The sequence below is a fragment of the Mesorhizobium sp. B2-3-15 genome, from assembly GCF_006442875.1.
Taxonomy (GTDB): Bacteria; Pseudomonadota; Alphaproteobacteria; order Rhizobiales; family Rhizobiaceae; genus Mesorhizobium; species Mesorhizobium australicum.
The window spans coordinates 125,122-138,098 of record NZ_VFVO01000002.1; the positions used below are offsets into that span (position 1 = coordinate 125,122).

General features: G+C 64.1%; 11 protein-coding genes and 1 pseudogene. 1 reads left to right on the forward strand and 11 read right to left on the reverse strand.

From position 1 onward, the window contains the following. Nucleotides 1-62 precede the first annotated feature (62 nt). The 4 genes and pseudogenes from FJ954_RS04700 to FJ954_RS04715 form a co-directional block, all read right to left on the reverse strand. Nucleotides 63-1,275, reverse strand: a pseudogene (locus tag FJ954_RS04700) (cysteine desulfurase-like protein). A gap of 89 nt (nt 1,276-1,364) precedes the next feature. Continuing rightward, nucleotides 1,365-2,039, reverse strand: a complete 675-nt coding sequence (locus FJ954_RS04705) for an amino acid ABC transporter permease (RefSeq protein WP_140614842.1) — start codon at nt 2,037-2,039, stop codon at nt 1,365-1,367. A 161-nt stretch (nt 2,040-2,200) separates the two neighbouring features. Then, nucleotides 2,201-2,998, reverse strand: a complete 798-nt coding sequence (locus FJ954_RS04710; protein WP_015314095.1) for an ABC transporter substrate-binding protein — start codon at nt 2,996-2,998, stop codon at nt 2,201-2,203. Between the two features lie 428 nt (nt 2,999-3,426). Continuing rightward, nucleotides 3,427-4,203, reverse strand: a complete 777-nt coding sequence (locus tag FJ954_RS04715) for an HpcH/HpaI aldolase/citrate lyase family protein (protein WP_140660586.1) — start codon at nt 4,201-4,203, stop codon at nt 3,427-3,429. A 123-nt stretch (nt 4,204-4,326) separates the two neighbouring features. Between FJ954_RS04715 and FJ954_RS04720 the strand changes: the two genes are divergently transcribed. Then, nucleotides 4,327-5,418, forward strand: a complete 1,092-nt coding sequence (locus FJ954_RS04720; protein ID WP_140660587.1) for an LLM class flavin-dependent oxidoreductase — start codon at nt 4,327-4,329, stop codon at nt 5,416-5,418. Between the two features lie 242 nt (nt 5,419-5,660). On the opposite strand, the gene FJ954_RS04725 is transcribed toward FJ954_RS04720, so the two are convergent. From FJ954_RS04725 to FJ954_RS04760, 7 genes are all read right to left on the reverse strand, one after another. Next, complete coding sequence (locus FJ954_RS04725; RefSeq protein ID WP_135916832.1) at nt 5,661-6,056, reverse strand: RidA family protein; 396 nt, start codon at nt 6,054-6,056, stop codon at nt 5,661-5,663. A gap of 76 nt (nt 6,057-6,132) precedes the next feature. Further along, nucleotides 6,133-7,281 carry an acyl-CoA dehydrogenase family protein gene (locus FJ954_RS04730; protein WP_140660588.1) on the reverse strand — a complete coding sequence of 383 codons (1,149 nt, stop codon included), beginning with the start codon at nt 7,279-7,281 and terminating at the stop codon, nt 6,133-6,135. A 207-nt stretch (nt 7,282-7,488) separates the two neighbouring features. Further along, the gene (locus FJ954_RS04740) at nt 7,489-8,301 is read right to left on the reverse strand and encodes an enoyl-CoA hydratase family protein (RefSeq protein WP_140660589.1); all 813 of its coding nucleotides are present in this window, start codon (nt 8,299-8,301) and stop codon (nt 7,489-7,491) included. Further along, nucleotides 8,298-8,768: a MarR family transcriptional regulator gene (locus FJ954_RS04745; RefSeq protein ID WP_140660590.1), complete on the reverse strand. Its 471-nt coding sequence runs from the start codon at nt 8,766-8,768 to the stop codon at nt 8,298-8,300. The genes FJ954_RS04740 and FJ954_RS04745 overlap by 4 nt, the downstream gene beginning before the upstream one ends. Then, a complete protein-coding gene (locus FJ954_RS04750) occupies nt 8,762-9,520 on the reverse strand; it encodes an SDR family NAD(P)-dependent oxidoreductase (RefSeq protein ID WP_140660591.1) in 759 nt (252 codons plus the stop codon). Before FJ954_RS04750 ends, FJ954_RS04745 begins: the two co-directional genes overlap by 7 nt. Nucleotides 9,521-9,890: 370 nt before the next feature. Next, a complete protein-coding gene (locus FJ954_RS04755; RefSeq protein WP_140660592.1) occupies nt 9,891-12,185 on the reverse strand; it encodes a bifunctional salicylyl-CoA 5-hydroxylase/oxidoreductase in 2,295 nt (764 codons plus the stop codon). Between the two features lie 142 nt (nt 12,186-12,327). After that, nucleotides 12,328-12,927 carry a VOC family protein gene (locus tag FJ954_RS04760; protein WP_140660593.1) on the reverse strand — a complete coding sequence of 200 codons (600 nt, stop codon included), beginning with the start codon at nt 12,925-12,927 and terminating at the stop codon, nt 12,328-12,330. Nucleotides 12,928-12,977 lie beyond the last annotated feature (50 nt).

A 12,977-nucleotide genomic window follows, 5' to 3' on the forward strand; every position in this document is an offset into this window, starting at 1 on the left:
GCAGCGCGACGGCCCGGATCGATCGGTGCGATTGCCGCGACGATTGCCGCGAGCCTGACTCATCACGACAGCTTGGCGATAATAGCCCGCAAAGCCTCGCCGAATTTTTGCACCTCCTCGACCGTATTGTAGTGCACCAGCGAGGCGCGGATGGCGCCGCTGTCCATCGACAGGTTGAGGCGCTTCATCAGCCGCGGCGCGTACATGTGGCCGTCGCGGATGCCGGATCTGCATCTCGGCCATTTCCTCGACGATCCGCTGCGGCGACAGCTTGCCGATATTGAAGCAGAAGGTCGGCACGCGCTCGTTGATGCGCGCCTCGTCGGCGACCCCGTAGATGGTCGCGCCGCAATCCTTCAGTACGCCCATCATCTCGCGCGCCAGAATGAGTTCGTAGTCGCGGATAGCGCCCATGCCGGCGACGATGTTTTCGCGTCGCGAGCGGTTGTTGGAGGGCGCCAGATTGCGGCCGATCAGTTCCAGATATTGCACGGCGGCATCCATGCCCGACACGTTCTCGTAGATGAAGGTGCCGGCTTCCACCTTGTAGGGAGGCTCGTCCGGAATGAAATCCTCGCGGAAGGTCGGCAGCCGCTTCAGCGTCTCGAAGCGGCCCCACAGGAAGCCCATATGCGGCGAGAAATTCTTGTAGCCGGAGCAGACGAGATAATCGCAGCCCCAGGCCTGCACGTCGATCAGCCCATGCGGCCCGTAATGCACGCAGTCGAGGAACACTTCGGCGCCGGCGGCGTGGGCGATTTGCGCCACCGACGCGACATCGACGATCGAACCGATCGAGTGCGCCGTCACCGTGCAGGCGACCAGCCGAGTGCGGTCCGAAACCAGCGGCTTGAGATCGTCGACATGCAGATTGCCATCCTCACGCATGCGCCACCACTTGAATTTGGCGCCGGCCGATTCCAGCGCCAGCCAGGTGGCGATGTTGGCGTCGTGGTCCATGTCGGTGATGACGATCTCGTCGCGTTCTCCAAGCATCTGGCCGATGCCGAGGCTGACCAGGCGGATGAAGGAGGTGGCGTTCATGCCGAAGCAGATTTCCGCCGGGCTGTAAGCATTGATCAACAGTGCGACGCTTGTCCGCGCATCGGCGACCGACTGGTCGACGGTGACGCTGCGGCCATAGCGGCCGCCGCGCTGCACATTGTGCGAGACCAGGTGGTTGGTCACCGCGTCGAGCACGCTTTGCGGAATCTGCGCCCCGGCGGCGTTGTCCATGAAGATGAAATCGCCGGCCCGCTGCAGGGCAGGAAACATGGCGCGGATGGTGTCGACGGGAAAGCCGCCGGTGACCTGGGAGTTGCTCAAGGATATCTCCTGCGAAGTGCTTGCGGGGTGGTGAATGGTCAGCGGGCCTTCTCGTCCTTGAAGCGGGCTTCAAGGAGGCTGACGAGACGAACCATCGGCCAAAGGAAGATGAGATAGACCAGCGCCGCGCCGATCAGCGGCGAGGGGTTGGCATAGAGCGACTGCGCGTTGGTCGCTTCCTTGAGCAGCTCCGGCAATGCCACGGTGGAGGCCAGCGACGTGTCCTTGAACATCGAGACGCAGTTGCTGGTCATCGGCGGGATGACGACGCGCACCGCCTGCGGCAGCACCACCTTGCGCAAGGTCAAAAGAAACGGCAGGCCAAGCGCCTGCGCCGCCTCGAACTGGCCGCGCGGAATGCTCTCTATGCCGGAGCGGAACACTTCGGCCGAATAGGCCGACATGATGATGGCGAACGCGGTCACCGCCGACGCCCAGGACGACAGGCGTATGCCGAGGAAAGGCAGCGCGTAATAGATCAGGATCAGCACGACGAGGACCGGCAAGGCGCGGAAAATGTCGGTGTAACCGACCGCCAGCCAGCGCAGCGGCTTCGGCGCATAGAGCCGCAACAGGCTGATCACCAGGCCGATGGGAATGCCGATGCCGATGCTGAGCAGACCGAGCAGCAGCGTGTTCAGGAAGCCGCGCAGCAACGCCGGCAGGCTCGACGCGATGACGTCGGCGTTGAAGAAAGTGTCGATCAGCGACATCAGGGCATTCCCGAACGGTGTTGCGTCATCTGACGTCAGAGCCCGACCCGGAACATCAAGATCGGCTGTGCCGAACGGATGCTGGTCCCGGGAAAGTCATGCGTGAAAAACGGGACGTGCCGACCCCTTTGGGGCCGGCACGCATTCCGTCTGGCCGCCGCTCAGGCCTTGGGCATAGGCATTTCCTTGACGGTCGAGGAATCGGCAGGGGCGTCGCTGCCGAACCACTTCTTGTGGATCGCGGCCAACGTGCCGTCCTTCTTCATCGCCGTCAGCGCGTCGTTGAGTTTGCCGAGCAGCGGATGATCCTTGGTCATCATCAGGCCGTACTGCTCGCCGGTCTTGATGCGCTGCTTGACCTTCAGGTCCTTCATCTTGGTGAAGGAATATTCCATGCCGGGAATGTCGCTGACGGCGGCGTCGACACGGCCGGCGCTGAGGTCGAGCAAAAGGTTCTGCTGCGTGTCATAGCCCTTCACATCGCTGAAGCCGTCGGCTTCCTGATGCGCCTTGACCCAGGTCTCGCCGGTCGAGCCCGAGAGCACGCCGACGATCTTGCCCTTGAGGTCCGCCTCGGCGTTGACCGCGCTGTCGGTCTTGGTCGCGATACCCATGTCGGAATCATAATAGGGCTGGGTGAACGACTGCGACTTCAGCCGCTCCGGCGTGATCGTGATCGAGGAGATGGCGACGTCGATGCGCTTCGAAGTGGTCGCGGCGAACAGTGCCTGAAAGCCGAGATCGGCGATGTCGGTGGTCATGCCGGCGCGCTTGGCCGCCTCGTTGACGATGTCGACTTCGAAACCCTCGAACGTGCCGCTCTCGTTCTTGTATTCAAAGGGCGGATTGGTCGGGTAGGCGCCGACATTGAGCACATCGGCGGCATAGGCGGTTGCCGGTCCGGCCGCGATGCCGATTGCCGCGGCGACAAGGATGAGATTGCGACGGTTGAGCTTCATTGGTGGTCCCTCTGGGGTGTTCCCTCTGGTTGTTGATCGGGCGGGCTGGCCCGCACGGTTCTTGCCGTCCCGCCTCCCAGCGGGGCGTCAATTCATGATGGCGGCCATGCGCTCGAGCGCAGCCGCGATTTTGTCGCGGTCGCATACGCATTCACGCGCGAAAGGTTGGCGATGGTCTCGGTACGCAGGTCGTGGAGCTGAGCGCGCGCACCATCGAAAGCGTAGCGCGCGCTGGTCGATGATTGGGGCTGCACAAACGACAAGGACTGAAACCCCTCCCACCCGGAGCACCATGATGACTGCCCGTAAAGCCCTCCAGGCCGACAGTCGCCATCCATCCTGAATGCTTATCCAAAGCGCGGCGCTTTTCAAGGCAAAAGTTTTAAGCTTAAAAAGTTTCCTGGCTTGATCGCTTGCGCAACCGGGCGCTAGCGCGGGTCCTCCCGCGCCAGTTCGGCCCGGGCGGCGGCATAATTGGCCGCGGCGCCCGCACCCAGGTACATCGTGTCGCTGGCCAGGACGAAGAAGCTGACGCCGATTGCCGCCCATTGGCCGATGGCCTGCGGGCTGCCGCAGAATATGCCGGAGGTCTTGTCGTGCGCGATCGTCACGCCGACGATCCTGCGGATCGCGTCCGTGAGCTTGTCGGCGCCCTTCGGTCCGATCGCATCGATCGACACGGAGAGATCGCCTGGCCCGACGAAGATCACGTCGACGCCGTCGACATCAGCGATCGCCTCGATGTTGGCCAATCCCTCTGAAGTCTCGACCTGGACCGCCACGACGATCCGGTCATTGGCGCCGGCCAGATATTCGGGAATGCGATAGCCATAACCGGCCGCGCGGCCGGGTCCGACGCCGCGCTCGCCCCGTGGCGGATAGCGGGATGCTTTCACGGCCATTGCCGCCTGTGCGGATGTCGAGACGCGTGGCACCAGCACGCCTTGCGCGCCGCTGTCCAGCGCCGCCTGGATGGCTTCGGGCGCGTGGCCGGGAACGCGCACCATCGCCGGCACGCGGTGGACATCGGCGGCGCGCACCATGGTCTCGATGATGTCGCGTGAGATCTGGGCATGCTCCCAGTCGATGCAGAGGAAGTCGAGGCCGGACAGCGCCATCACTTCAACCGCGACGGGGTGAGGAATGGCAGCGAAGGAGCCGACGAGGTTGGCCTTGCCGATGCAATTCTGGCGGAACTCGCTCATGCCTAGTCCTTTTCTCATCCCGCCAAACTCATATCGGCAAACAGGCGCAGGGCGAAGCTATTTCATGCTTGAAATATTTTCGCGCGAGCCTAGCGTGGCGATCTTCCGCCGCGAGTTCCGGACATGATCAAAGCGCATCCCCTGCACGGCTCCAACAAACTGAAGCTCGGCGTCTTCTCGACCAATGCCGATGGCGGTCTCGCCATCACCGATGTGCCGGAGCGCTGGACGGCAAGCTGGCACGACAATCTGACGGCGGCCCAAATCGCCGACCGCGCAGGGCTGGAATTCCTGCTGCCGATCGCGCGCTGGCGTGGCTTTGGCGGTCGCAACAAGGTGCGCGAATGGTCGTTCGAGACCTTCACCTGGGCGGCGGCGCTCAGCATGGCCACCGAGCAGATCGGCCTGTTCATGACCGTGCATGTGCCGCTTGTGCATCCGCTCTATGCCGCCAAGGCATTGGCGACGGTCGATCATATCAGCCAGGGCCGCGCCGGCTTGAACATCGTCTGCGGCTGGAACCCGAAGGAATTCGGCATGTTCGGCACACCGCTGGTCGAGAAGGGGTATGACCAGGCGGCCGAATGGATCGAGATCCTCGAGAAGCTCTATGCATCGGCGGAGCCGCTGGACTACGAAGGCACCTATTATCGCCTCAAGGAGGCGGTCAGCCGGCCGGCCAGCCTGCAGGTTCCGCGCCCCGTGACCATGAACGCCGCTTTCGGCGGCCCCGGCCGCGATTTCGCCGCGGCCCATTGCGACTACCTGTTCACGACCTTTTCCGAGATGGCCGATGCCGGCAAGCATGTCGCCGACATCAGCGAGCGAGCCGACAAGGTTGGCCGGCAGGTCGGCGTCTACACCGTGGCCCATGTCGTCTGCCGTCCGACCATGGAAGAGGCGCAGGCCTATTACAACAGATATGCCGTCGATCTGGCCGATCACGAGGCGGTCGATGCGCATATGGCCGGCAAGAAGGAATTCTCGCAGTCGCACGACCCGCATGCCTATGACCGCTACCGGCAGCGTTTCGCCGGCGGCGCCGGCACCTATCCGCTGGTTGGAACGCCGCAGACGATCGTCGCCGAAATGGCCGCCATTGCGGAGCACGGCTATCAAGGCATCGCCCTGTCCTTCGTCAACTACACGCAGGAGCTGCCCTATTTCTGCAATCACGTGCTGCCGCTGCTGAGGCAGGCTGGCCTTCGCGGGTAGCAGCGATGCCAAGGGGATGATCGGTGGCCTAGCCAGGATTTCAACGTCGTCATCCCTGGGCGGAGCAGGAGCGAAGCTCCGTCGCGGAGACCCTGGGATCCATGCCGCGATCTTAGCCACGGAGTGCGGCGGAGCAGAATTCCGGACCGCTGCAACGCTTTGATTTCACGGCATGGATCCTGGGGTCTGCGCCGCGTCGCTGCGCTCCTTGCTTCGCCCCAGGATGACGAAGCGATGGGCGTTTATTCCGGAATAACGGCGGTCGCCTGGATCTCCACCTTGGCGCGGTCCTCGACCAGCGCCACCACCTGCATGGCGGCCATCGCTGGAAAATGCCGGCCGATCACCTCGCGATAGGCCTCGCCGATCCCCTTGAGGTTGCCGAGATATTCGGCCTTGTCGGTAAAATACCAGGTCATCGAGGTGATGTGCCGTGGCTCCGCGCCGGCCTCGGCCAGCACCGCGACGATGTTCTGAAGCGTCTGCCGCACCTGGCCGGCGAAATCGTCCGTCTCGAACTGGCATTGCCCGTTCCAGCCGACCTGTCCGCCGACGAAGACGAGCCTGCCGCGCGCCGCCACGCCGTTGGCGTAGCCGACCGGTTTTGCCCAGCCTTCCGGCTGCAGGATCTCGTGCATGTCGTCTCTCCGCCTGTCCAATATCGGGTCCGCAATATCCGTCTCGAAAACATTTCAGTCCGTGGTCACGACCTGTTCAGGCCGCGCCCATTACTTGCCGTGCGATCACAACCTTCTGCACGTCCGATGCGCCCTCGTAGATTCGCAGCGCGCGGATCTCGCGATACAGGCTCTCGACGATATGGCCCTTGCGGACACCATCGCCGCCATGCAGCTGCACCGCCTTGTCGATCACCTCCTGCGCCTTGTCGGTGGCGAACAGTTTGGCCATCGCCGCCTCGCGCGTCACCCGCGCCGCACCCATGTCCTTGGTCCAGGCGGCGCGATAGACCAAAAGCGCTGCCGCATCGACGTCGAGCGCCATATCGGCGATGTGCCCCTGCACCATCTGCAGTTCGGCCATCGGCGCGCCGAACAGTTTGCGCTCGGCCACGCGTTTGATGCTTTCATCGAGCGCGCGGCGGGCAAAGCCGAGCGCCGCCGCGCCCACGGTCGAGCGGAACACGTCGAGCACCGACATGGCGATTCGAAAACCGTCGCCCGGCCCGCCGATCAGCGCCGAGTTGGGCACGCGGACCTGGTCGAACGACAGACGCGCCAGTGGATGGGGCGCGATCACTTCGAGGCGTTCGGCGATACCGAGGCCCTTGGCGTCGCCCGACACCAGGAAGGCAGAGAGCCCCTTGGCTCCGGGCGCCTCGCCGGTGCGGGCGAAGACGACATAGATGTCCGCAATGCCGCCATTCGAAATCCAGGTTTTTTCGCCCGTGAGAACGTAGCTATGGCCGTCACGGGTCGCCGTCATCTCCATGTTGGCGACATCAGATCCCGAACGCGGTTCCGATAGGGCGAAGGCTGAGATCGCCTTGCCGTCCCGTGTCTTTGAAAGCCATTGCTGCTGGTCCGGCGTCCCGAACAGGCTGAGCGCGCCGGTGCCGAGACCTTGCATGGCGAAAGCGAAGTCGGCGAGGCCATCGTGGCGGGCCAGCGTCTCGCGCGTGATGCACAGGGCGCGCACGTCGAGTGGTGCGGGGTTGTCCGTATCGAGCGCCGTCGGCTTCAGCCAGCCGTCCCTGCCCAGTTTCGCGACCAGCTCGCGGCAGGCGGCGTCGACGTCGTGGTGGTCAACCGGCAGGTTTTTCGCGCACCAGGCGTCCAGGTGCCCGGCGAGTTCGCGATGGCGGCTTTCGAAGAAGGGCCAGTTGAGGAAGGAGCGGTCAGGCATGGATATCTCCCGTTACGCCTCGTTCCGTCACACCCCCCTCTGGCCTGCCGGCCATCTCCCCCGCAAGGGGGGAGATTAGCGGTTTCACCGATGCCGCCCCTTCCTCAGAGCTGGTAATTGGCGAAAGCCAGAGTGACATCTGATCTCCCCCCTTGCGGGGGAGATGGCCGGCAGGCCAGAGGGGGGTGCCTAGGCAACAAGCCATCCTCAATTCCCCTCGAACACCGGCTTTTCCTTGGCCACGAAAGCCCGATACGCCCGTTCGAAATCGCGCGTCTGCATGCAGATCGCCTGCGCCTGTGCTTCCGCCTCGATCGCCTGGTCGAGGCCCATCGACCATTCCTGGTTGAGCTGCGTCTTGGTGATGCCGTGGGCGAAGGTCGGGCCGGAGACGATGCGGGCGGCCATGTCGAGCGCGTCGGCCTCAAGTACGTCTGCCGCTACCAGCCTGTTATAGAACCCCCAGCGCTCGCCTTCCGTCGCTGTCATGGTTCGGCCGGTGTAGAGCAGTTCGGCGGCGCGGCCCTGGCCGATGATGCGCGGCAGGATCGCGCAGGCGCCCATGTCGCAGCCGGCAAGGCCGACGCGGGTGAACAGGAACGCCGTCTTGGCTTCCGGCGTGGCGATGCGGATATCCGAACTCATGGCGATGATGGCGCCGGCGCCGACCGCCACGCCGTCAACCGCGGCGATGATCGGCTTGCCGCAATTCAGCATCGCCTTGACGAAATCGCCGGTCATGCGGGTGAAGGCCAAGAGCTGCTTCATGTCCATCTTGACCAGTGGGCCGATGATGTCGTGAACATCGCCGCCGGAGCAGAAATTGCCGCCATTGGATAGGAACACCACGGCGTCGACGTCGTCGGCATAGACGAGATCGCGGAACGTGTCGCGCAGCTCGGCATAGCTGTCGAAGGTCAGCGGGTTCTTGCGCTCCGGTCGGTCGAGCCGGACCTTGGCGATCCTGCCCTCGACCTCCCACAGGAAATGCTTTGGCTTGAGGCCGGCCATTGCGGTCATTCGCGTCCCTCCCAGTTGCTGCGGAACGAGGTCAGCATGCCGGTCAGCCGGCGCGCATCCTCCTCGCTGACCTTGCCCAGCAATTCGCCGATCCAGCCCTCATGCGCGGCGGCGATGGTGGCAAAGGACTTCGTACCTTCCTCGGTCAGCCGGACCATCGAGGTGCGGCGGTCGCCATTGCGGCGCGCGCGCGCCACCAGTCCTTCCGAAACCAGCCGGTCGACAATGCCGGTGACATTGCCGTTGGACACCAGCAGGAAGCGCGACAGGTCGCTCATCAGCATGCCCTCCGGCGCGCGGTAAAGTGCTGCCATGACGTCGAAACGCGGCAACGTCGTGTCGAATTCCTTCTTCAGGCGCTCGCGCAGTTCGGCCTCGATCGTGCGCGACGCGCGCAGCAGCCTGATCCACAGGCGCAGCCGGTCCTTGCCGGGTCCCGATGGCAGGGGCAGGGGGCCGGCTACCATGTTTCACCTCCCGAGATCGAAATCGCCTGTCCGGTGATCGACGCTGCCGCATCGCCGCACAGCCACAGCACGGCGGCGGCAATCTCCTGCGGCTGGACGAAACGGCCTTGCGGATTGGTCGAGGCAAGGCTCGCCCGCGCCTGCTCCGCAGAGCGGCCGGTTTTTTCCACGATCCGCTGGATGGACTCGTCCAGCATTTCCGTCTCGACAAACCCGGGGCACACCGCATTGACGGTCACGCCGGACTTCGCCGTCTCGGCGGCAAGCGCCCGCATCAGGCCGACGACACCATGCTTGGCCGCCACGTAAGGCGCCACGTAAGCGTAGCCCTTCAGTCCCGCCGTCGAGGCGATGAAGACGATCCGGCCCGCCTTTCGCTCCGCCATGCCGGCCAGCGCCGGTTTCACCGTCAGGAAGGCGCCGGTCAGATTGACGTCGAGCGTCCGCTGCCAGTCGGCGAGCGGGGTCTTATGCGCCGGCGTGCTGCCGGCCATGCCGGCATTGGCGACGACGATGTCGAACGGTCCGCGCGCGGCCTCCGCTTGCGCGTAGAGCGCCGCCGTTTCGGTCTCGCTCGTGACATCGGCGGCAATGGTGAAGATGCGGCCGCTTTGACCCGCGACCTTTGCGAGCTCCGTTTCCCGCCGGCCGCAGATGGTCACGTCAACGCCGGCGCCGGCCAGTGCCAGGGCGATTGCCCGGCCGACGCCGGAGCCGCCGCCGGTGACCAGTGCGTGCTTGCCCGCGATCATGTGGCAATCCTCGAAGGTCGGCGCTGCCTCTTGCGCCAGATCGAAGCCATGACATGCACAGACATTCTGGGACTGGCGATTGGCCCGATGCTTGGTTGCCAGGTGGTTCCCCCAATCCGTCGTTGCTTCGCAACGCCACCTTTCCCCCCTCCGGAGGGAAAGGAAGGGAGCCTCATGAGACGAGCATCGGCGGCAGAGGGGTCGCGCCGTTCCTCTCCCCCGTCGATCGGGGGAGAGGTGGATCGGCGAAGCCGAGACGGAGTGGGGGTCGACCAGCGCAGTGCAAGACCATGCATGCGCGACGCCCCCCTGCATGCTGCGGGAAGGTGCCGGCAGGCGGATGAGGGGCAGCGTGGCGAACGAAAAATACTCATACTTTCAGCCCCGCCGCCGCATCGCGCTCGGCCAGCCGGTAGATCTGGTCGCGCCCGGGCAGATAGGGATCAGGCCATTTGACGCCGCGGTCGCCGAGCGACACCGCCGCATGCAGCGTCCAGTAGGGATCGGCGAGATGCGGCCGTGCCAGCGCCACCAGATCGGCGCGGCCGGCCATCAGGATCGAATTGACATGGTCCGGCTCATAGATGTTGCCGACCGCCATCGTCGCCATGCCGACTTCGTTGCGGATGCGGTCGGAAAACGGCGTCTGGAACATGCGGCCATAGACCGGCTTTGCCAGCACCGAAGTTTGTCCTGCCGAGACGTCGCAAATGTCGACGCCGGCCTCATGCAACAGCCGCGCGATCTCGACCGCGTCGGCGGGTGTCACGCCTTCGATGCCGACCCAGTCATTGGCAGAAATACGCATCGAGATCGGCTTGTGCGCCGGCCAGGCGGCGCGCACCGCGTGGAAAACCTCGAGGGGATAGCGCATACGGTTTTCCAGCGAACCGCCATAGGCGTCCGTGCGGCGGTTGGTGACCGGCGTGATGAAGGACGACAGGAGATAGCCATGGGCGGCGTGGATCTCCAACATGTCGAAGCCGCAGCGATCGGCCATCTGCGCCGAAGCCACGAACTCGTCGCGCACTCTGTCCATGTCGGCGCGGTCCATCGCCTTCGGCACCTGATTCTGCGGCGACCACGCCACGGCGGATGCCGCCATGACTGGCCAGTTGCCTGATGCCAGCGGTACGTCTGTTCCTTCCCAGCCGAGCCGGGTCGAACCCTTGGCGCCGGAATGGCCGATCTGCGCGCAGATCTTCGCTTCGGTCTCGGTATGGACGAAGCCGACCAGCCGTTTCCAAGCCGCCTCATGTTCAGGCGCGTAGAAGCCCGGGCAGCCGGGCGTGATGCGCCCTTCCGGACTGACGCAAGTCATCTCGATATAGATGAGCCCGGCGCCGCCCTTGGCGCGCTCGGCATAATGCGTGAAATGCCAGTCAGTCGGGCAGCCGTCGACAGCCTTGTACTGCGCCATCGGCGAGACGACGACGCGGTTTTGCAGCCGCATGTCGCGCAGCTTGAACGGCGCGAACATCGGCGCCCGGCGCAGCCTGTTGCCACCGGCACCCGCCTGGCGCTGGAACCATTCTTCGGCGCCGCCCAGCCATTCGGCATCGCGCAGTCGCAGATTCTCGTGGCTGATGCGTTGCGAGCGGGTCAAAAGCGAATAGTTGAACTGCACCGGATCGAGGCCGAGATAGCGCTCGACCTCCTCGAACCATTCCAGCGAATTGCGCGCCGCCGACTGCAGCTTCAGCACCTCGGTGCGGCGGGCGTCCTCATACTTGCTGAAGGCGGCCTCGAGGTCCGGTTCGGTCTCGACATAATCGGCCAGCGCCACCGCGCTTTCCAGCGCCAGTTTGGTGCCGGAGCCGATCGAGAAATGCGCCGAGGCCGCCGCGTCGCCCATCAGCGCCAGATTCTTGTAGGACCAGCGCTCGCACAGCACGCGCGGGAAGTTGATCCAGGCCGAGCCACGGATATGGTTGGCGTTGGTCATCAGCGCGTGGCCGCCAAGATGCTTGACAAAGATGCGCTCGCACACCGCGATGGACTCCTGCTGCGACATCGCGCCGAAGCCGAAGGCGGCCCAGGTCTGTTCGCTGCATTCGACGATGAAGGTCGCGGTCTCGCTGTCGAACTGGTAGGCGTGCGCCCACACCCAGCCATGCTCGGTCTTCTCGAAGATGAAGGTGAAGGCGTCGTCGAATTTCTGGTTGGTACCGAGCCAGACGAATTTGCATTTGCGGGTGTCGATGTCGGGCTTGAAGATATCGACGAACGTGTTGCGCGCCCTTGAGTTCAGTCCGTCGGCGGCGACGACCAGGTCATGCGTCTCCATATAAGGGCGGGGATCGGCGATGTCGGTTTCGAACATCAGCTTGACACCGAGTTCGCGCGCGCGGCGCTGCAAGAGGACCAGCAGCCGCTTGCGGCCGATGCCGCAGAAGCCGTGCCCCGACGAGACCGTGCGCACGCCGTCATGGATGACGGCGATGTCGTCCCAATAGGCAAAATGCTTCTTGATCCAGACGGCGCTGACCGGATCATTCTCAGCAAGATTGTCGAGCGTCTCGGCCGACAGGACCACGCCCCAGCCGAACGTGTCGTCGGCGCGATTGCGCTCGAAAACCGTCACGTCGTGCGCGGCGTCCCTCAGCTTCATCGAAATGGCAAAGTAGAGGCCGGCTGGTCCGCCGCCGAGAACCGCAACCTTCATCCGTGCGATCTCCTCTTCGCTTGCTATGCCTCAGTATCGCGCCGGAGGTAGGATATTTCAAGCTTAAAGTTTTATATCGAAATGATTATGCGAGCGTGGGTGGCGCGCTTGCCGGGACATCCTGCAAGCGCGCCCTGGGAGATCATTTCTCCGGATTCTTCGGGCTCCACAGCACGGTCTCGGCATCCTTCTCATAGGCCATGCCCGAGGGATAGCTGATCGCCTCGAGTTGCAGTCCCCACGGCGCCTGGAAATAGAGGATGGTCTGGCCGGCGGCGGGTCCTTCCTTGACCGGCAGCGGCCCCATCCTGGTCTTGACGCCCTTGCCATCGAGATAGGCTTTGGCCGCGGCGACATCGTCGACATAGAAGGCGATGTGGAAGCCGCCAATGTCGCTGTTTTTCGGTGTCAGATCCTTCTGGTCGGGCGCGGTATATTTGAACAGCTCGATGTTCGATCCATAGCCGCAACGCACCATGGTGACCTGCTCGATGACAGCCTTCGGATCGACGCCGAGCAGGTCCTGCATGAAGGTGCCCTTGTCGTCGGCGAACGGGCCGAACGACATCGCCTTCTTGCAGCCGACGACCTCGGTGAAGAAGTCGACCGCCTGCTTCATGTCGGGAACCGTGATGCCGGTATGGTCGTGCCCGCGCATGCCGGGGATCGAGCTCGCCGAGGCCATGCCGGCGCTGCCCAGAACAGTGGCGGCGAGCACCGCAAATCGTATTGTTGTCTTCATGTTTGTTCTCCTCCGTTTGGCGGGACTTGGTTGGCCTTCGATCGCACGTC

Excerpts from the sequence above, each read along its gene's own strand:
- FJ954_RS04760 (WP_140660593.1), bottom strand. The coding sequence starts at position 12,927 with ATGAAGACAACAATACGATTTGCGGTGCTCGCCGCCACTGTTCTGGGC.
- FJ954_RS04705 (WP_140614842.1), bottom strand. The coding sequence starts at position 2,039 with ATGTCGCTGATCGACACTTTCTTCAACGCCGACGTCATCGCGTCGAGC.
- FJ954_RS04750 (WP_140660591.1), bottom strand. The coding sequence starts at position 9,520 with ATGATCGCGGGCAAGCACGCACTGGTCACCGGCGGCGGCTCCGGCGTC.
- FJ954_RS04755 (WP_140660592.1), bottom strand. The coding sequence starts at position 12,185 with ATGAAGGTTGCGGTTCTCGGCGGCGGACCAGCCGGCCTCTACTTTGCC.
- FJ954_RS04725 (WP_135916832.1), bottom strand. The coding sequence starts at position 6,056 with ATGCACGAGATCCTGCAGCCGGAAGGCTGGGCAAAACCGGTCGGCTAC.
- FJ954_RS04710 (WP_015314095.1), bottom strand. The coding sequence starts at position 2,998 with ATGAAGCTCAACCGTCGCAATCTCATCCTTGTCGCCGCGGCAATCGGC.
- FJ954_RS04730 (WP_140660588.1), bottom strand. The coding sequence starts at position 7,281 with ATGCCTGACCGCTCCTTCCTCAACTGGCCCTTCTTCGAAAGCCGCCAT.
- FJ954_RS04715 (WP_140660586.1), bottom strand. The coding sequence starts at position 4,203 with ATGAGCGAGTTCCGCCAGAATTGCATCGGCAAGGCCAACCTCGTCGGC.
- FJ954_RS04740 (WP_140660589.1), bottom strand. The coding sequence starts at position 8,301 with ATGACCGCAATGGCCGGCCTCAAGCCAAAGCATTTCCTGTGGGAGGTC.
- FJ954_RS04745 (WP_140660590.1), bottom strand. The coding sequence starts at position 8,768 with ATGGTAGCCGGCCCCCTGCCCCTGCCATCGGGACCCGGCAAGGACCGG.
- FJ954_RS04720 (WP_140660587.1), top strand. The coding sequence starts at position 4,327 with ATGATCAAAGCGCATCCCCTGCACGGCTCCAACAAACTGAAGCTCGGC.